The 17388-nt window shown below is 37.0% G+C and carries 18 protein-coding genes; 12 read left to right on the plus strand and 6 right to left on the minus strand.

Annotated features, from left to right (window positions below):
• The first annotated feature begins 33 nt into the window (after positions 1–33).
• From I573_RS06455 to I573_RS06485, 7 genes are all read left to right on the plus strand, one after another.
• The gene (locus I573_RS06455) at positions 34–552 is read left to right on the plus strand and encodes an HdeD family acid-resistance protein (protein WP_016185833.1); all 519 of its coding nucleotides are present in this window, start codon (positions 34–36) and stop codon (positions 550–552) included.
• Between the two features lie 643 nt (positions 553–1195).
• On the plus strand, positions 1196–1549 hold the full coding sequence (locus I573_RS06460) for a hypothetical protein (protein WP_016185832.1): 354 nt from the start codon (positions 1196–1198) through the stop codon (positions 1547–1549).
• Positions 1550–1822: 273 nt separating this feature from the next.
• Complete coding sequence (locus I573_RS06465; protein WP_016185831.1) at positions 1823–2713, plus strand: SDR family oxidoreductase; 891 nt, start codon at positions 1823–1825, stop codon at positions 2711–2713.
• Positions 2714–2880: 167 nt separating this feature from the next.
• A complete protein-coding gene (locus I573_RS06470; protein ID WP_016185830.1) occupies positions 2881–4155 on the plus strand; it encodes an MFS transporter in 1275 nt (424 codons plus the stop codon).
• A gap of 42 nt (positions 4156–4197) precedes the next feature.
• Positions 4198–5622 carry a glycoside hydrolase family 32 protein gene (locus tag I573_RS06475; protein ID WP_016185829.1) on the plus strand — a complete coding sequence of 475 codons (1425 nt, stop codon included), beginning with the start codon at positions 4198–4200 and terminating at the stop codon, positions 5620–5622.
• 13 nt (positions 5623–5635) lie between these two features.
• The gene (gene scrK / locus I573_RS06480; RefSeq protein ID WP_016185828.1) at positions 5636–6508 is read left to right on the plus strand and encodes a fructokinase ScrK; all 873 of its coding nucleotides are present in this window, start codon (positions 5636–5638) and stop codon (positions 6506–6508) included.
• 56 nt (positions 6509–6564) lie between these two features.
• Positions 6565–7563 carry a LacI family DNA-binding transcriptional regulator gene (locus tag I573_RS06485; RefSeq protein ID WP_016185827.1) on the plus strand — a complete coding sequence of 333 codons (999 nt, stop codon included), beginning with the start codon at positions 6565–6567 and terminating at the stop codon, positions 7561–7563.
• On the opposite strand, the gene I573_RS06490 is transcribed toward I573_RS06485, so the two are convergent.
• Positions 7560–8015, minus strand: coding sequence for an Lrp/AsnC family transcriptional regulator (locus tag I573_RS06490; protein WP_016185826.1), 456 nt, complete (start codon positions 8013–8015; stop codon positions 7560–7562). The two genes, I573_RS06485 and I573_RS06490, sit on opposite strands and share 4 nt — an antisense overlap.
• A 152-nt stretch (positions 8016–8167) precedes the next feature.
• On the opposite strand from I573_RS06490, the gene I573_RS06495 reads away from it, so the two are divergent.
• Together I573_RS06495 and I573_RS06500 are read left to right on the plus strand one after the other, a co-directional pair.
• A complete protein-coding gene (locus I573_RS06495) occupies positions 8168–9517 on the plus strand; it encodes an aspartate ammonia-lyase (RefSeq protein WP_245555071.1) in 1350 nt (449 codons plus the stop codon).
• An 84-nt stretch (positions 9518–9601) separates the two neighbouring features.
• Positions 9602–11008, plus strand: coding sequence for an MFS transporter (locus I573_RS06500; protein WP_016185824.1), 1407 nt, complete (start codon positions 9602–9604; stop codon positions 11006–11008).
• A 78-nt stretch (positions 11009–11086) separates the two neighbouring features.
• Here I573_RS06500 and I573_RS06505 read toward each other — a convergent pair whose 3' ends face one another.
• The 3 genes from I573_RS06505 to I573_RS06515 all read right to left on the minus strand — a co-directional run bounded on the left by I573_RS06505 (position 11087) and on the right by I573_RS06515 (position 12798).
• Positions 11087–11341, minus strand: coding sequence for a hypothetical protein (locus I573_RS06505; RefSeq protein WP_016185823.1), 255 nt, complete (start codon positions 11339–11341; stop codon positions 11087–11089).
• An 81-nt stretch (positions 11342–11422) separates the two neighbouring features.
• The gene (locus I573_RS06510; protein WP_016185822.1) at positions 11423–11605 is read right to left on the minus strand and encodes a hypothetical protein; all 183 of its coding nucleotides are present in this window, start codon (positions 11603–11605) and stop codon (positions 11423–11425) included.
• Positions 11602–12798: an MFS transporter gene (locus I573_RS06515; protein WP_016185821.1), complete on the minus strand. Its 1197-nt coding sequence runs from the start codon at positions 12796–12798 to the stop codon at positions 11602–11604. Before I573_RS06515 ends, I573_RS06510 begins: the two co-directional genes overlap by 4 nt.
• Before the next feature lie 206 nt (positions 12799–13004).
• Between I573_RS06515 and I573_RS06520 the strand changes: the two genes are divergently transcribed.
• Positions 13005–13661: a Crp/Fnr family transcriptional regulator gene (locus I573_RS06520; RefSeq protein WP_016185820.1), complete on the plus strand. Its 657-nt coding sequence runs from the start codon at positions 13005–13007 to the stop codon at positions 13659–13661.
• An 18-nt stretch (positions 13662–13679) separates the two neighbouring features.
• On the opposite strand, the gene I573_RS06525 is transcribed toward I573_RS06520, so the two are convergent.
• A complete protein-coding gene (locus tag I573_RS06525; protein WP_016185819.1) occupies positions 13680–14780 on the minus strand; it encodes an NAD(P)/FAD-dependent oxidoreductase in 1101 nt (366 codons plus the stop codon).
• Positions 14781–14935: 155 nt separating this feature from the next.
• On the opposite strand from I573_RS06525, the gene I573_RS06530 reads away from it, so the two are divergent.
• Positions 14936–15877: a glycosyltransferase family 2 protein gene (locus I573_RS06530; RefSeq protein ID WP_016185818.1), complete on the plus strand. Its 942-nt coding sequence runs from the start codon at positions 14936–14938 to the stop codon at positions 15875–15877.
• Between the two features lie 20 nt (positions 15878–15897).
• On the opposite strand, the gene rnhC is transcribed toward I573_RS06530, so the two are convergent.
• Positions 15898–16818, minus strand: coding sequence for a ribonuclease HIII (gene rnhC, locus I573_RS06535; protein ID WP_016185817.1), 921 nt, complete (start codon positions 16816–16818; stop codon positions 15898–15900).
• A 126-nt stretch (positions 16819–16944) separates the two neighbouring features.
• Here rnhC and zapA point away from each other — a divergent pair, with 126 nt between their 5' ends.
• Positions 16945–17385 carry a cell division protein ZapA gene (gene zapA / locus I573_RS06540; RefSeq protein ID WP_016185816.1) on the plus strand — a complete coding sequence of 147 codons (441 nt, stop codon included), beginning with the start codon at positions 16945–16947 and terminating at the stop codon, positions 17383–17385.
• The last annotated feature ends 3 nt before the right edge of the window (positions 17386–17388 follow it).

Here is a 17388-nt window from a genome sequence, read left to right on the forward strand (position 1 = left end):
ATACTTATTTCAGATACAGAAAGGATGATTGACATGGAAAAAAGAAATAGTTTTAGTTGGCCCTATTTTATAATGGGCGTATTGTTTGTACTGGTTTCTCTATTTGCGTTTCAAGATCCAACAGGTAGTCTAGCAGCAATTGTTTATTTATTTGCAACATTAGCTATTGTAAAAGGTGTTTTTGAATTATTCTTTAGACGTAAATTACATGAATTTACAAATCAAAAATCGACTTTACTAATCGTTTTAGGTGTTTTTGATTTGATTATTGGTATTTTCCTGTTCTTTAACGTAGAGATCGGACTACTAGCTTTACCTTTTATCTTTGCTATCTGGTTTATTGTAGATTCTGTTATCAACTTAGCGGAAGCAGATATTTTCAAAAGTGCTAGTAAAGGTTATTACTGGTTTGTAGTTATTTTGAATATTATCGGAATCATCTTAGGAGTTATGCTACTGTTCAATCCACTTGTTTCTGCATTTACATTAGCATTTTTAGTAGGTTTCTACTTAATGATGATCGGTATTTCTTTAATTGTTTTTGCGTTTTAATCAATAAAAATATATTTTGTTAGAGTTACAAGTCATTTTCTACTATTAGACCATTAGAAAGTGACTTTTTCATTGTTAAATTACTCCCCAAGCGCAATGAGATTTAGTAACCCACACACTAACCCACATATAGTTGATAAGATATGCGATTATATGATGTAGGTACGTTGTTGTTATGATTTAAAATACCGTTATGACAGGCTTTATAATTCTTTGAAAGTCATACGTCATTCATGGCCGAAGAAGAAGCTGAATAATAATTACTAGGAGAAACCTTGATACAAAAGAGTTTCTCCTTTTTTTGTCTTCTTGAATTCATTGTACGGTAGAAAGTATAAATTATTTATCAAATACGCTATTTTTTTGTAGTTAAGTTCATTTTTTTTGAAAAATCGAAAAGAAAATGAGCAAAATACATTGAATGATAACGATATCTATTTTATTTGTTTTATAAAGCTTGATGGGAGAGTATCTATTGGTCTCTCATCAAAAAAAAACTACATTTAAAATAACGAATGCTATCTGTGAAACAACTATCAATCATACATTTACGTAAGACTTTACTATTAAATTTCAATTGTTATAGTATACTCGAATAGGGTAAGATGCTAAGAAACATGCAATAAGAGAGGAATGTGAAGACATGGAGACAACTGTCTTTCGGTTTGATAAAGTCGCTGTTTCAGATGGATCAATCAATCAGCAGGTCGAACAATATTTGGAAAAAATAAGTGAAGGCACTCAGTATTTAGATGATGGGGACAACGTCAAAGCGATGGCCGTGTTAAAAGAAATTAATTACAGTTTAAATGTTGAATGCAATGAGTATACGAAAGCTACTTTTTCAAAAGATCTTATTTTTACGTCAAATTTAAAAAATCGTTATTGCAATGGAATTTTTAAAGCCAAATTCGATCAAAAACAATGGAAAAATCCTCAAACGTTACGTCGAAATTTTCTTGAGATCTATCGACATATGTTTGATATCAATCACTGAGAAATAGACCGATCACATCATGTGATCGGTCTATTTCTTTGGCTATGTTCTATTGCTTTCTTTTGAGTTAAAAAGCAAAATTTTTGCCAAAATTTCACAAACACGATAGTCTAATTGTACTAGCTCGAATACAAAGAGGGGGAGTACATTGATCGAGCACTGGGAAACATTAGTAAGTGAACTTTATGGACTATTGAAACAAGAAACTCATTCAAGTATCGCGTCACTATTATCAAGATAATAAAAACGAAGATGAACAGGAGAGTAACCCTTATGACAAAACCACATTTAGTTGATCCAAGAAATATGTACCACACTGAAAAATTTCCAAAGCAAGATCAAGATACACCAGCATTAGATGATAAAATGGGACCACTTCCAGATTGTGGTGAAACAAGTTACGAAGGAAATCATCAATTAGAAAATCGTCGTGTATTGATTACAGGTGCAGATTCTGGAATCGGTCGTGCAGCAGCGATTGCATTTTCTAGAGAAGGCGCAGACGTAGCGATTCAATTTTTACCTGGTGAAGAAACAGATGCCAAAGAAGTAGCAGAATTGATTGAAAAAGAAGGACGTAAAGCGTTACTTTTAGGATATGATTTCAAAGAAAGTGACCATTCAAAAGAGATGGTAGAAAAAGTAGTGGCAGAATTCGGTGGATTGGATACATTGATTTTAAATGCCGCACAACAAATCTCTCAACCAACTTTAGAAGATCTAACGATGGAACAAGTTGAAGAAACGTATAAAGTCAACATTATCTCAATGTTTGCGTTAGTAAAAGAAGCGGTGCCACACATGCCTCCAGGTAGTGCCATCGTGACGACAACTTCAATCCAAGGATTTAATCCAAGCCCTGGCTTGTTAGATTACGCGTCGACTAATGCTGCAGTAACCAATTTTACAATTGGATTAGCTAAAAAATTAGCAGATAAAGGAATTCGTGTAAACGGTGTTGCACCAGGACCGATTTGGACACCGCTACAATTAGATGGTGGTCAACCTGAAGAAGATCTACCAGAATTTGGTCAAAATACGCTATTAGAGCGTGCGGGACAACCAGTCGAATTGGCACCTGTCTATGTATTTTTAGCATCAAACAAAGCAAGCTACGTTACAGCTCAAATTTATGGCGTAACCGGCGGCGAAGCAATTAATTAAATGAAAACATGATCGACGCTTAAACGTGTCGGTCATATTTTTTTTTTTTTGATTTTTATATGATAACCGGTTGACATATTTTTGAAAGCGATTTATAATCCAGATATAGAAAGCGCTTATATTTTTTGTGTCAACCGGTTAGTATAATCAATCTGGAGGAAAAGAAAATGTCGAAATTGAAAAAAGCCTTTAAAAATCAGTCTTATTTACAAAGTTCGGTTACATTAATGTTGTTTTTTGCATCATGGGGAGTTTGGTGGTCATTTTTCCAATTATGGTTAACCACACCAAAAAGCGGATTAGGTCTTTCTGGTAGTCAAGTGGGAACCGTATTTTCCGTTAATTCACTCGTGACCTTGATTTTGATGTTTATCTATGGTGCGGTCCAAGACAAATTAGTCATCAAGCGATCACTTTTAGTCTTTGCTTCTGTAATCGCTACCTTAATTGGACCATTCTTCATTTATGTGTATGGACCGTTGTTGCGAAGTCAATTTAACATTGGAATTTTAGTCGGTGCAGTAGTTTTGTCGGCGGGCTATCTTTCTGCAGTCGGTATATTTGAAGCTGTTTCAGAACGTTTTAGTCGTTTATTTGATTTTGAATATGGACAAGCGCGTGCGTGGGGATCATTTGGTTATGCTATCGTAGCATTATTGGCTGGCTTTTTATTTGTTATCAATCCTAATTTAAACTTTTGGGCAGGATCTTTCTTTGGGCTTTGTCTATTGCTGAATGTTTTATTTTGGAAACCTAAAGCAGAACGAGAAGCGATCGCGAAAATGAGTGATGCATCGACAGAATCGACTGTTCCATCATTAGGAGAAATGTTTTCTTTATTAAAATTAAAACAATTATGGGTGGTCATTGTGTTTATCATGTTTACTTGGACATTTTATAACGTCTTTGATCAACAGATGTTTCCAGGGTTTTATACTAACTTGTTCTCCTCACAAGAAGTTGGACAGCAAGTATATGGAACGTTAAATTCAGTCCAAGTATTTTGTGAAGCGGCTATGTTAGGTGTAGTTCCATTGATTATGCGTAAAATCGGAGTGAAAAAAACGTTGTTGATTGGTGTGACTATCATGTGTTTACGTATTGGATTATGTAGTGTGACGACAAGTCCGGTTGCTGTATCGATGATTAAAATGCTTCATGCATTAGAAGTACCTATGTTTATTTTGCCAATGTTTCGTTACTTTACGTTGCATTTTGATACAAAATTATCTGCCACACTTTACATGATAGGATTTCAAATTGCCGCTCAAGTTGGACAAGTGATTTTATCTACTCCTTTAGGAATCTTACGAGACAATGTTGGATTTACCATGACTTTTAGAATTATTTCATTGATCGTATTGGTTTCAGGTATCTTTGCGGCATTCTTATTAAAAAATGATGATCAAGATGTTTTAGGTGATCCGTTTATTCGACAATAAAATGAAAAACATACACATTAGATAAAGAAAGAAGGAATTAAAATGGAAAAAGAATTTATCGAAGTAAAAAATGAGCGTTATCGTTTAGGCTATCATATTATGGCGAGTAATGGTTGGATCAATGATCCCAACGGATTTGTTTATTTCAACGGCTACTATCATATTTTTTATCAGCACCATCCATACAGTGAAAAATGGGGTCCAATGCATTGGGGCCATGCTCGTAGTAAAGATTTAGTACACTGGGAAACATTGCCGATCGCTTTAACACCAGGTGACGTAGAAGATCAAGACGGTTGTTTTTCAGGAAGTGCGATTGTAAAAGAGGACACCTTGTATTTATTTTACACAGGACATCATTATTATGGGGATAATGATCCCGATCATTTTTGGCAAAATCAAAATATGGCTTACAGTAAAGATGGGATTCATTTTACAAAATATGAACACAATCCAGTGATTGCAAAAGAACCTGCAGATAATACACATCATTTCCGCGATCCTAAAGTTTGGGAACAAAACGGTGTTTATTATATGATCTTAGGTAGTCAAGAAAATGATGGCTTGGGTCGCGTTATTATTTATCGCTCAAAAGACTTGCTTGATTGGGAATATGTAGGGCCAATGACGAAAGCGAAAAGTTTAGCTGAAGAAGGATTCATGTGGGAGTGTCCAGACTTTTTTGAATTAGATGGATCATCTGTATTATTGCTCTCTCCGCAAGGAATCGAGGCTCGCGGAAAAGATTATTTGAATCTCTTCCAAACAGGTTACTTTGTAGGAACGTTAAATGAATCGGATATGACATATGCACACAAAGAATTTAAAGAATTGGATCGTGGTCATGATTTTTATGCGACACAAACCACACTAGCCCCAGATGGACGTCGTTTGGTTTTCGGCTGGATGGATATGTGGGAAAGTGAGATGCCAGAACAAGCAGATGGCTGGGCAGGTGCGCTCACGTTACCACGCGAGTTATCTTTAAAAGACGGTCATCTTTACATGAAGCCGGTACGTGAACTACAAGCATTGCGTCAAGAAACACAATGCGATACAGTGCAAAAAATAGAAGCGGAGTGTGAACTTGCTCATGAGTTGAAACAACATGAATTGATCATCGATTTTGAAAAGATAAGCCTAGATACTGCATGGACGTTATCTTTTGATACGAATGTCGCACAAGTGATGCATCTTACGTATGATCCAAAAAATCATGAATTAATTTTACGTAGAACCGACAATAACGAAGCCCGTTATGGTACAATCCAAGAGGAGAAAGTTTTCTCATGTCAGGTATTTATCGACACTAGTTCAATTGAGATTTTTCTGAATGATGGTGAAACGGTATTTACTGAGCGTTATTATTCTGAAGCACCACTGGCTTGTCGTTTGACTGTAGATCAGCCAACGACGATTGCACATACAGTATACGCTTTAGATAGTAAGGCGATTACCTATATCTAAGGAGGGTTCCATTTTGTTAATTGGAAGTATTGAAGCAGGCGGTACAAAATTTGTTTGTGCAGTAGGCGATGAAGACTATCGTGTGAAAGATCAGGTGACGATCCCAACTACAACACCTGAAGAAACAATTGCAAAAACGATCGAGTATTTTAAACAATTTGATATTGAGGCATTAGGTGTAGCATCTTTTGGCCCAATCGAAATTCGTAAACATTCACCAAAATACGGATATATTACGACAACACCTAAAAAAGGATGGCAAAATACCGATTTATTAGGTCAGCTAGAAAAAGCGTTGAACGTTCCAGCAGCGTTTACTACGGATGTGAACGGTTCAGCTTATGGTGAATACATTATGTCGACACTTACAAATGAAAAAATCGATTCGGTTGTCTACTATACTGTGGGAACAGGAGTCGGTGGTGGTGCAGTCATCGAAGGACGTCTTTTAGGCGATGCTGGGCATCCTGAAATGGGCCATACGTTTGTTAAACGTCATCCTGAAGATTTAGATTTTGAAGGAATTTGCCCGTATCATGGAGACTGTTTAGAAGGTTTGGTTGCCGGCCCAACATTTGAAGCTCGTCTAGGACAAAAAGGTGAAACTGTTCCGTTGACTGATCCAGTTTGGGATATTTTGGCGTATTATCTAGCACAAGCTGTGATTCAAGCGACGCTGATCACACGTCCAGATAAAATCGTATTTGGTGGAAGTGTTGTCAATGATGTGTTATTGACTAAAATTCGTGAAAAAACTGCTGAAATGCTGAATGATTATGTTGAATTACCTCCATTAGAAAAATATATTACACGTCCTTTGATCCAAAATAATGGATCGGCAACTTTAGGAAACTTTGCATTAGGACTACGTTTGTTACAAGAATAAGCGATGACCCCGTGATGCCTTTGTGTATGACGGGGATTTTTTTAAGGAGTGAAGCGATGCGTCCCAAATTAGAAGATGTAGCAAAATTAGCCAATGTCTCCAAAACGACGGTGTCTAGAGTTTTAAACAAGCGAGGCTATTTAAGTCAAGAAACGATCGATAAGGTTGAAGCGGCAATGAAAGAACTCAATTATCAACCAAATACAGTTGCCAGACAGTTATATAATAAAAAAACTAATTTGATTGGCTTGATTTTTCCGACAGTCGCTAATCCTTTCTTTGGAGAATTGGTTGCGATTTTAGAAAATGAACTTTATCAACGAGGGTATAAAGTGATTATTGGAAATTCAATGAACAATCGTCGTAAAGAAACAGATTATTTAAATCAATTGTTAAGTGAACAAGTCGATGGCTTGATCGTAGGTGCGCATAATCAAGGAATTGAAGAATATCGTTATGAGCATTTACCGATTGTCGCAATCGATCGTGTGATGAATGAAGATATTCCGATTATTGAATCCGATAATTATTTTGGTGGAAAACAAGCGACGCAACTCTTGATCGATCAAGGAGCAAAAGTAATTTTACATACGAATGGTCCTGCTGATTTAGATACACCAGCAATGCGTCGACGTAAAGCTTATGAAGACACAATGCAAGAACATGGCTTAGTCCCTGAGACTGTTGTCGTCGATTTTAATATTACTTATGAAGAAAAACAACAAATTTTCCAGAAAATATTTGATGAGCATCCAAATGTTGAAGGGATTTTTGCCTCCAATGATGTGGATGCGATGATGTTGTATCAAATTGCACAACAACGCCAATATCGTGTGCCAGAAGATCTGTTGATCGTAGGATATGATGGCACTACGTTGATGCGTACCTTATTTCCCGATTTGACTACAATTGTTCAGCCAATACGAGAGATCGCGCTACAAGCGATTCAAACGTTAGAAAAGCGATTGGCTAAACGTGAGACGGCTAAAGAATATATTTGCCCAGTGCAGTTGCATCATGGAAAAACAGGATTTAAAAAACAGACGACCATTTAATCAAGTGGTTCGTCTGTTTTTTTGAAGGTAAATCCACGAGAAGATAAAGGAGTTGAAAAGACGATTTGCGTATTCGTACGACCAAATGATTGAATCTGATTGATAAAATGATCCAATTTAGAAGTCGTTGGAAACACGACTTTTAAGAGCATTGAATAAGGTCCCGTCACGCAATCACATTCTAAAATATTGGGAATATCTTGGATATACGTATAAAATTGGGGTTTTTGTTGTGGTTCAACAGATATTTGGATATAGGCTTTAATCGCTAAATTTGTTTGTTCGTAATCTAAAGCAGCATGATAGCCCGTAATGATTCCGCGTTCTTCTAATTGCTTGATGCGTTGTGAAATCGCAGGACCGCTGATAAATAACCGTTCACTTAAGTGTTTGATCGAACTGCGTCCATCTTGCTGTAATAATGTTAATAATTGATAATCTAAGTGATCCATGACTTTCCTCTTTTCTAAATTTAGCGTATTTTTCTTTGATAAAAAACAAGTAAGCGATTGCGTACTTTGATAATAAAAGAAGTACACAGATCGTCTTATTTTCCTAATGAATCTATGATAGTTTATCATATAAATAGCAAGGGGGAGAAACAATGATGCGGATTGAAGAAGATAGTTTAGGACAAGCATTGATTCATGAAGATTCTTATGAGGGGATCCATACGTACCGTGCAAAGGAAAATTTTACGATTAGTACAGCTGTAGTTGATCCCAAATTGCTGCACGCTATGATTTTAATTAAATCAGCAGCAGCCAGTGCGAATGGCCGAGCAGAACTGATTGAGACAAAAAAAGTCGAAGCAATCAAAAAAGCAACTCGTGATGTATTGGATCAGACTATTTCTTTAGACTGCAAATTAGATGCTATCCAAGGTGGAGCGGGAACATCAACGAATATGTATATCAACGAAGTGCTAGCCAATCGAGCGTTAGAGCATTTGCAATATACAAAAGGAGAGTATCAGTATTTAGATCCTCTAGATGATGTCAACAGAAGTCAATCTACAAATGATGTTTATCCAAGTTCAGGTAAAATCGCGATCTATTTATATATGATCGAATTAGACCGGGTTTTAGGATCTTTGATTGCAGCGTTCCATAAAAAAGCACAAGAATACGCGACTGTTCAAAAGATGGGGCGTACACAGCTACAAGATGCTGTACCCACAACCTTTGGGACAACGTTTTCTGCTTTTGCGACTAGTTTAGCACGTTGCCAAAAACGTTTGTCTACAAGTCGTAAAGAATTGACCTCTTTAAATCTAGGTGGTACAGCAATCGGAACGGGTGTAAATGCTAGTCCGATCTATCAACAAGCAATTTATGAAGAGCTAAATCATTTGTTACCGTTTAAAGTCTATCCTGCTGATCATTTAGTCGATGCAACACAACATATCGATCAATTTGTTCAGATTTCAAGTAGCTTAAAAGCATTGGCTGTGGCGTTATCGAAAATCGCGCATGATCTTCGCTTAATGGCAAGTGGACCACGCAGTGGATTAAATGAAATTCAATTGCCTAAACGCCAAGCAGGATCTTCAATCATGCCAGGAAAAGTCAATCCAGTCATTCCAGAAGTCGTGCAACAAGTCGCCTTTCAAGTAATGGGAAGCGATGTGACGATTACACTTGCAGCGCAATCTGGTGAATTAGAATTAAATCCGTTTGAGCCTATTATATTCCATCATTTATTTCTTTCGTTAACCAGTTTGATTCAAGTTTGCGATACGTTTCAAACGAAATGTGTTGAAGGTATTGTGGTGAACGAAAGACATTGTCAGCAACAAGTTGATCAAAGCGTCAGTTTGGCGACTCGTTTAACCCCATTAATTGGATACAAAAAAGCCAGTGAGCTAGTTGAAAAAGCGTTAAAGGAGAATCAACCGATCGAAGCTTTTTTGAGTGAAGAAGTGATTTTGAAATTACACAAGGTACGTAACTAAAACTATTGTCACATACTTGAAATTCCTTTGCGCTCCGTTCGTTTATCCGTCATAATAGGATGGATAAGAAAAGGAGCGAAGACTGTGAAGGAATTAAAACAAAATATTTGGATTTTATTGACGATCTGTTTGTTTATTTTTATGTCGACTTTAGACTCTAGTATTGTAAATATCGCGTTGCCGACGATTAGCCGTGAACTTGCCATTCCATTGACCCAAAGTGAATGGGTCGTGTCGAGTTATCTACTAACGATTTGTTGTACGTTATTGATTTTTGGGAAATTAGGCGATATGTTGGGGAAAACGACAGTATATAAAGCCGGAGGAGTCATTTTTATTGTCGGATCACTTTGTTGTGGACTAAGTCAAAACTTACTGATGCTTGTCGCTTCACGTGTATTGCAAGCATTAGGATCAGGAATGATTATGAGCAACAGTAATGGGATTATTACTGAAACATTTCCAAAGCAACAGCGAGGTCGAGCGCTAGGAATTTTGGCAGCTTTTGTTTCATTAGGTGCGATTACAGGTCCTGGATTAGGGGGATTGTTGCTAAGTCAATGGAATTGGAATGCGATTTTCTTGATCAATGTACCGATTGGTATTATTGGCATGTTGTTTGGATATCGTATTTTACCAAAAAGTGCGCATCGTCAAAAACAACAATTGGATTATATCGGCATGTGTTTATTAGCGGGGATGATTCTGACATTTTATGCAGCGATCCAAACCTTAACAAGTGCTGCATTGATGAGTATTGCGTTGCTGATCGGAACAGTTGTTTGTTTTGTCGCTTTTTATTTTTGGGAGAAACGTGCACGTAATCCATTGGTTGAATTGTCGTTGTTTAAAAATGAAATATTCGATGAAAGTTTAGTAAGTGCATTATTTGTCTTTATCAGCGCATTCTTTTTTACGATGATCATGCCCTTTTATTTACAAGAGATTAAAGGATTTTCAACAAGTCAAGCGGGGATGATTATGATGGTATTTCCAATTGTTCAAGTGGTATTAGCCCCAATTGCTGGATATTTAGCGGATCGATTGAATAAACGAGTGCTCACAATTATTGGGTTAGGTTTATTAACTTGTGGCCAGTTGACTTATTTATTGTGGCAAGTGACAAGTCCACTTACGATTATTATTCCCTCGATTATTTTATCTTCGATGGGCAATTCTTTGTTCCAAGCGCCAAATAATACCATCATTATGAATGCAGTTGAAAAGCGTTTTTTAGGAATCGCTGGGGCATTAAATGCATTGTCTAGAAATCTAGGCATGGTTTTAGGTGTCGGGCTATCAACGACAATCTTGACGCTTGCTGTCCATTCATTTTCTAACGGACCAGTAAACGATCTTACAAGTGATCCAATTATATTTGTTAAAGGAATGCATGTAGCCTTCACGGTCTCTATGACATTGTGTTTTGTCGCTTTTTTATTTATTTTAACCATGACGGTCAAAAAACAAAGACAACAAAAGAGACTGTAATAAAAGTCGTCAGCTCGAAGAACACTTTTTGTACATTTTTTAGGGGGTGTGACAGATTTCTGTCACACCCCCTTTTTCTTAGTTTAATTTGTCTAAATATTTATCTAATTGTTCTAATTCTTTTTCTTCATATTTGTCGTATTTGCCAGCTTCATGCAAGATACGTTTGATTTCATGCAACGCTTTTTTCTCTGCATACCATTTTTTGATTTCGTGTTTTTTTGCATCATCTTCTTCTAAGGCATCTAATTTCGTTAGTTCATCTTCCAATTTTAGTACCGCATTTGCAATATGGTCAAGTACGTGATCTTCTTTTTTTTCGTAATCTGTCATACAAAACACTCCAATCTTTTTTTTAGTACTACTTCAATATAGCGCTTTCTTTAAAATAAAGCAATGGATATCCATTGCACGTTACCCGATAATATTGTCATTGACAATCGCGAGTTTGATTTGGCGTAATTCACGATCCACAAAAGTTCGTTCATTTTGTAGTTGAGTATTGATCGTTTTGATTTGATGCAATTCTTCATGCAATTCACGAATTTCGCGAGTCAATGTTGTAAGTAAAGTAATCATTTCTTCATTTTGGTTCATAATGCAGTTTCCTTTCTGTCTTGAAATACGGGATGATAAAACATACGATAGATGATGGCAATCACAACTGGAATTAATGCACATAATAGGTACAATCCTTGGTAGGAAAGAACTGAGTGTAACATACCTAAAATATAAGGACCTACGCCTAATCCTAAATCAAGTCCAATGAAGTAAGTAGAAAGCGCAATTCCGATTTTGGACAAATCAACGGATTTTAGACAAACAGCTTGACCATTTGACATAAAGGTACCATAGCCTAACCCAATACAAGCACCTGCCACAAGTAACATCCAACTTGTAGTTGTAATGGCTAGTAAGCCTAATCCTAAAGTTAGGAAAATAAAGCTAGGATACATCACAGAATCTACACCTTTTGCGTCAAATAAACGTCCGGTCATAGGACGAGTAAACGTAACAGCTAACGCATAGACTACAAAGAAGAATGCACTGGCTGAGATTAAATTTAATTCAGTAGCATACGTAGAAAGAAAGGTCAACACGCTAGAATAAGATAAACCGATGAAAAAGGCAATCGTCGAGATAAACAACACTTTTTTTTCAATAAAACGATCCCAAGACCAGCCAGTAAGTGCTGCTTTTTCGTTGGCGGATAGTGTGATGTTTTTTACAGGGAAAGTCAGACACATGACTAGAGTCAAAATAGATAATAAGATAGCGACCCAAATAATAAATCGAAATCCAAACAAGGGAAGTAGCAGCATTCCAATGAATGGACCCACTGCAGCAGCTAGGCTCGTACTTAGTCCGTAATAATTAATGCCTTCACCGTGTTTGCTTTCTGGAATATAACTGGTCACAATGGCATTTGCCGCAGTTGAAATCATGCCATAAGCAAATCCATTTAAGAAACGGACGCCGTCTAATAATAAAATCGTCGTAGAAAATAAATAGCCTACGGTAGTTAGTACATATAAGATTGCACCTAAACGTAAAATTTGTTTGCGCCCAGTCAACTCCAATATTTTTCCAATATACAATCTGGCAACCAGTGTTCCGATGATAAAAATACCTGTCGCTAAACCTGCTTGAGCACTCGAAGCATTCAATTCTTGACTGGCAAATTGAGCAGTAATGACCACAAAGCAGTAATAAATTAAAAAGACAATAAAATTGATCAGTGTAATGAGAATAAATCCTTTGTTAAATAGACGCGAGTTTGTTTCTTCCATAATTTTCCATCCTTTAGCTGTATTTTTTGGATGTGTTTACTATAATGAAAATTTCAGAAACATACATGCGATTTTGTACATGTTGAAATACAGTGAATAAGAATACTATCAAAATACATTAACAAATGGTATTGTTTTTTTAGTTGAAATCACGTTAACTAAAAATGGCAAGCATACGCTAAGCGATTATTGTAGGAGGAATTACAGTGAAAAGAGCAGTTTTAGAGGAATATTTAAAACAACATAATTTTCCGATTATTCGTAAAAAGAAAAAACATTACTTAACGTATGAAGGAATCAAAGACCGATATGTTTATATTTTGAAAGAAGGAATCGTCAAAACGAGTATGATCTCAAATGAAGGAAGAGAGTTTAATCTAAAGTATATTCATGAGATGGAAATCGTTTCCTTATTTAAAGATGAATATTCTCCATTAGTCGAGGCTCCTTTTAATATCCGAGTTGAATCTACAGAGGCGACTTTATATAAAATTGAACGTGAACAGTTCTGGCGTGATGTGAATCAAGATCCTCGCTTGCAACAATATGTCAAAGAATATTATCGGGTGTATTTGATGTATACGATGAAAAAAATGCAGCAGATGCTGATGAACGGAAAATTTGGCGCGATCTGTGCGGAATTAGAGGAGTTGTGTGAACAATTTGGACGTGAAACAGCAGAAGGAATCTTGATTGATTTTGAAATCACGAATGAAGAGATCGCGCGTTTTTGTGGGATTACTTCAGCCAGTAGTGTCAATCGAATGATGCAAAAATTACGCCAAGAGCAAGTCATCAAGATTGTTGAACGCAAAATTTTGATTTTAGATCGTCCTTTGCTTCAAGCCAACATTCCCTATTAAAAAGCTAGGAAGAATCTCCTAGCTTTTTTTCAGATATGTGTGTAATGGTTTTTGATAGCCAGTTAAATCAGGTTGGTTCCCTTGTATTTTTTGTGCCAGCAAGTACCCGATTAAAGGACCTGTAGTAAGACCAGAAGAGCCAAGACCACTTGCGACAAACAGCGCTTCATTTGGGATTTGATCAAAAAAAGGTGCAAAATCAGATGTATACGCGCGCGTTCCGATTTGATAATGATAAGGTGAACTAAATAAATGAGTTGGTGTGTTCAAAAAGCGTGCAATGGATTGCGTAAGGCGATCAAATGCGTCTTTTGTAGGTGTTAGATCAAAACCAGCATCATTTTCATGCGTAGCACCGATCAGTATTTTTCCGTTTGCTAAGGGAATAAGGTCAGCTTCACCATCGAGCATCGCGACGGGTAAATCATGGGTATCCACTGTCGTATCAAAGGCGATCAATTGTCCTTTTTGGGGACGAATATCGACTTGATAACCAAGTGGAGCTAATAAAGTCTTTACATGAGGACCACTCGTTAACACGACTTGATCCACAGCATGTTCTCCTAAATCGAACTCGACGATAAATCCTTGTGGTCCTTTTTTTAGCAGCGCTTTTTTTGTGTGAATGACGCCACCTTCTTTAAGAATGCGTTGATAGAGCGTAGTAAGCAATGCTTGTCCATTTAATTTTGCTCCGCCTGAAATCATTAAAGAGGCTTGTGGTTGTAGTAATGAAAAACGTGCGGCGGTTTCTTTAGCGGTCAGTAAGTCGATCGTGCCAATTTCTGGAGCGTCTTTTTTCCGCTCGGTTGCTAAATCAGCAAGTTCTTCTAGCTGTGCGTTAGGACGAATAAGTAAAGCACCTGTTTTATGATAGATTGAGTCATCTAATTCTAGATCACGCACCAGTTTTGTATAAAAGGCAGCTCCATCTTTGGCTAAAGCATACCATTGTTTGTTTCGTCTTTTAGAAAGCCACGGGGAAATAATACCGGCGCTCGCTTTTGTAGCTTGTCCGATTCCATCATCATAAACCGTGACGTCATAGTGTTCTTTGGCTAAATAATAGGCAGTTACTGCTCCAATGATTCCGCCACCGATTACGGCAATTTTTTTCATAGTGTCCACTCCTTTATCATCAAAAGCATGCCATATTTTAAGAAAGGTGTCAAAATGCATGAAAGAAAACGAAAGAAACTACTAGAAGTGATAAAAAAATGATATGATAGCACTAGTCTATTTAAAAATTATCAAATGAAGAAAGGATTCGAATGATGAAATTATCGATTGTGGTTCCTTGCTACAATGAGCAAGAAAGTTTGCCATTATTTTATAAAGCAGTACAAGACGTGGTCACAAAGATGCCAATTGAGCCAGAATATATTTTTGTGAATGATGGTTCTTCAGATGCAACGCTTGAAGAATTAAAAAAATTACATCAACTCTCACCTAAAACAGTTCATTATATTGATTTTTCTCGTAACTTTGGGAAAGAAGCAGCGATTTATGCAGGACTACAAGCCTCAACAGGAGATCTTGTGACGTTGATGGATGCCGATTTGCAAGATCCACCAGCTTTACTTCCAGAAATGTATCAATTGATTACAAACGATGGCTATGATTGTGTGGGGACAAGACGTGCAGATCGTGAAGGTGAGCCTGCGTTACGTAGCTTTTTTGCGAAAAGTTTTTATAAAATCATCAATAAGATCTCGCAGACTGAAATGGTGGATGGCGCACGCGATTTTCGTTTAATGACGCGTCAAATGATTGATGCCATTCTAGAAATGTCAGAATATAATCGCTTTTCAAAAGGGATCTTTAGTTGGGTAGGGTTTAAAACAACGTATCTCGCTTATGAAAATCAAGAACGAGTTGCTGGAAGTACTTCGTGGTCTTTTTGGCAACTATTGAGTTACTCTCTTGAAGGAATTATTAATTTTTCGAATTTTCCACTTCAATTGTCGGCAATCGGTGGAGTGATCTCTTGTGTGATTGCAATCATTATGATGATAGGCATTGTGATCCGAACATTGATTTTTGGCGATCCTACATCTGGTTGGCCATCTATGGTGTCGATCATCTTGTTTTTAGGTGGAATCCAACTGTTCTTTATGGGCATCTTAGGACAGTACATCGGAAAAATTTATTTAGAAGTGAAACGACGTCCAGTTTATTTAGTACGCGAAACCGATTTGGAACAAACGAAAAAGTAGAGGAGACTTCCTCTACTTTTTTAGTGTGTTGCTTTTTGGATGGCTTTTTTTGTATTTGCAAAATGTAGCTTAGCGTAACGCGTTAACACATCGACTCCAAAGCGACTAATGAGTTGTGCGGCAACATCATCTGATTTTGCTCCAGCTCCAGAAGGTAAGGTGATCCCAGCTTCTTTAGATAGTGTCGATAATGTTGTTAAAAATGTCGCACGACAAATAATCGACGCGCTGGCTACTGCTAAATGATATTGTTCCCCTTTTGTGACGAAATATAGTGGTAAGGTAGGTGACGTTGTTTCCATAGCTAAGTATTTACGGTAATTTTTCTCTGGAGTGAATTGATCGATCAAGATTCCATCTGCTTTAGAAACAAGGGGTTCAAGTAAACAAACTGCTTGGTTATGCAAGGCGACTTTCATACGCACAGCATTGTATTGTGGCTGGATCTCATTGTATTTTTCGGGCATCACAATCAATTCTTTATATGGCAATAGTTTTTTGATTTTAGGTGCCATCGTGAGTATCTGAGTGTCTGTCAGTAGTTTGGAATCTTTTACGCCTAAGTCTTTTAATGCAGCAAAATGTTCAGGACCTGCAAAAGCAGCACAGACGACTAATGGGCCAAAGTAGCTGCCATTGCCGACCTCATCACTTCCAATAAAAGGCAATTGGGCTAAATTTTCAGGCAATTGAGTTCGTGCTGGTTGTGTTTTTTTTGTCGCTTTTTTTTCTGGTAGCGTCGTGCTCCATTTTTGTGCTTCGAGATTTGCCTGTTGTCCTTGAAACATGACTTTTTGTGAAGTATATACGGTGATCGTCGTTTGATTTGATTTAGCCGCAAAGGTTACGTAAGGGGCTTTGGTCGTGATTTTTTTTGATTGATAATGTTCGATTAATGTTTGGATTTGCGTTTTTGTCAATTTAAGAACAATGGTTTCCATAGTGATCTCTCGTTTCTTAATTATTAGGAAATATTACTGTAAAAAAACTCCTTTATCTATTATAATAGATAACAGTTGTAGATTGGTATACTTTTTTTAAGTATACTTTAGGAGGAAGTTAGTAAAATGGCGATTCAAAAAAAGCGTTATAAAGCGGTCATCGACCATCAATCCTATACGATCATTGGGACACAAAGTACCAAGCATATGGATATGGTCACTTCAATAGTCAATGAACAATTAGCCGAATTGCATCGTTTATCGCCACAATTAGATAAAGAGCAAGCAGCAATTTTAATGGCCATCAATGCTGTATCGGACCAATTGACCAAACAAGAACAAATTTTACGCTTAACGAACCAAGTGGAAGAACTAAAACACGCGGCGATCAAGGCCGTAGAACTTGAAAATCGTTTGAAGCGCATTGAAGCAATCGAACAAGAAGCACGTCAAGTATTAGAAAAGAATGGTAAAAAAGATCCCGTCATTCAAAATCACTTAGAAGCCCAAAGTATTCTAAATGAAGAGCGAAAACGCTCAATCAAAGAAAAATCTTCTCAGGGATGATAG

The organism is Enterococcus sulfureus ATCC 49903, assembly GCF_000407605.1.
Lineage (GTDB): Bacteria > Bacillota > Bacilli > Lactobacillales > Enterococcaceae > Enterococcus_G > Enterococcus_G sulfureus.

Excerpts from the sequence above, each read along its gene's own strand:
- rnhC (WP_016185817.1), bottom strand. The coding sequence starts at position 16,818 with ATGGAAACCATTGTTCTTAAATTGACAAAAACGCAAATCCAAACATTA.
- I573_RS06515 (WP_016185821.1), bottom strand. The coding sequence starts at position 12,798 with ATGGAAGAAACAAACTCGCGTCTATTTAACAAAGGATTTATTCTCATT.
- I573_RS06505 (WP_016185823.1), bottom strand. The coding sequence starts at position 11,341 with ATGACAGATTACGAAAAAAAAGAAGATCACGTACTTGACCATATTGCA.
- I573_RS06465 (WP_016185831.1), top strand. The coding sequence starts at position 1,823 with ATGACAAAACCACATTTAGTTGATCCAAGAAATATGTACCACACTGAA.
- I573_RS06455 (WP_016185833.1), top strand. The coding sequence starts at position 34 with ATGGAAAAAAGAAATAGTTTTAGTTGGCCCTATTTTATAATGGGCGTA.
- I573_RS06460 (WP_016185832.1), top strand. The coding sequence starts at position 1,196 with ATGGAGACAACTGTCTTTCGGTTTGATAAAGTCGCTGTTTCAGATGGA.
- I573_RS06490 (WP_016185826.1), bottom strand. The coding sequence starts at position 8,015 with ATGGATCACTTAGATTATCAATTATTAACATTATTACAGCAAGATGGA.
- I573_RS06525 (WP_016185819.1), bottom strand. The coding sequence starts at position 14,780 with ATGAAAAAAATTGCCGTAATCGGTGGCGGAATCATTGGAGCAGTAACT.
- I573_RS06475 (WP_016185829.1), top strand. The coding sequence starts at position 4,198 with ATGGAAAAAGAATTTATCGAAGTAAAAAATGAGCGTTATCGTTTAGGC.
- zapA (WP_016185816.1), top strand. The coding sequence starts at position 16,945 with ATGGCGATTCAAAAAAAGCGTTATAAAGCGGTCATCGACCATCAATCC.
- I573_RS06470 (WP_016185830.1), top strand. The coding sequence starts at position 2,881 with ATGTCGAAATTGAAAAAAGCCTTTAAAAATCAGTCTTATTTACAAAGT.
- I573_RS06530 (WP_016185818.1), top strand. The coding sequence starts at position 14,936 with ATGAAATTATCGATTGTGGTTCCTTGCTACAATGAGCAAGAAAGTTTG.
- I573_RS06495 (WP_245555071.1), top strand. The coding sequence starts at position 8,168 with ATGATGCGGATTGAAGAAGATAGTTTAGGACAAGCATTGATTCATGAA.
- I573_RS06485 (WP_016185827.1), top strand. The coding sequence starts at position 6,565 with ATGCGTCCCAAATTAGAAGATGTAGCAAAATTAGCCAATGTCTCCAAA.
- I573_RS06510 (WP_016185822.1), bottom strand. The coding sequence starts at position 11,605 with ATGAACCAAAATGAAGAAATGATTACTTTACTTACAACATTGACTCGC.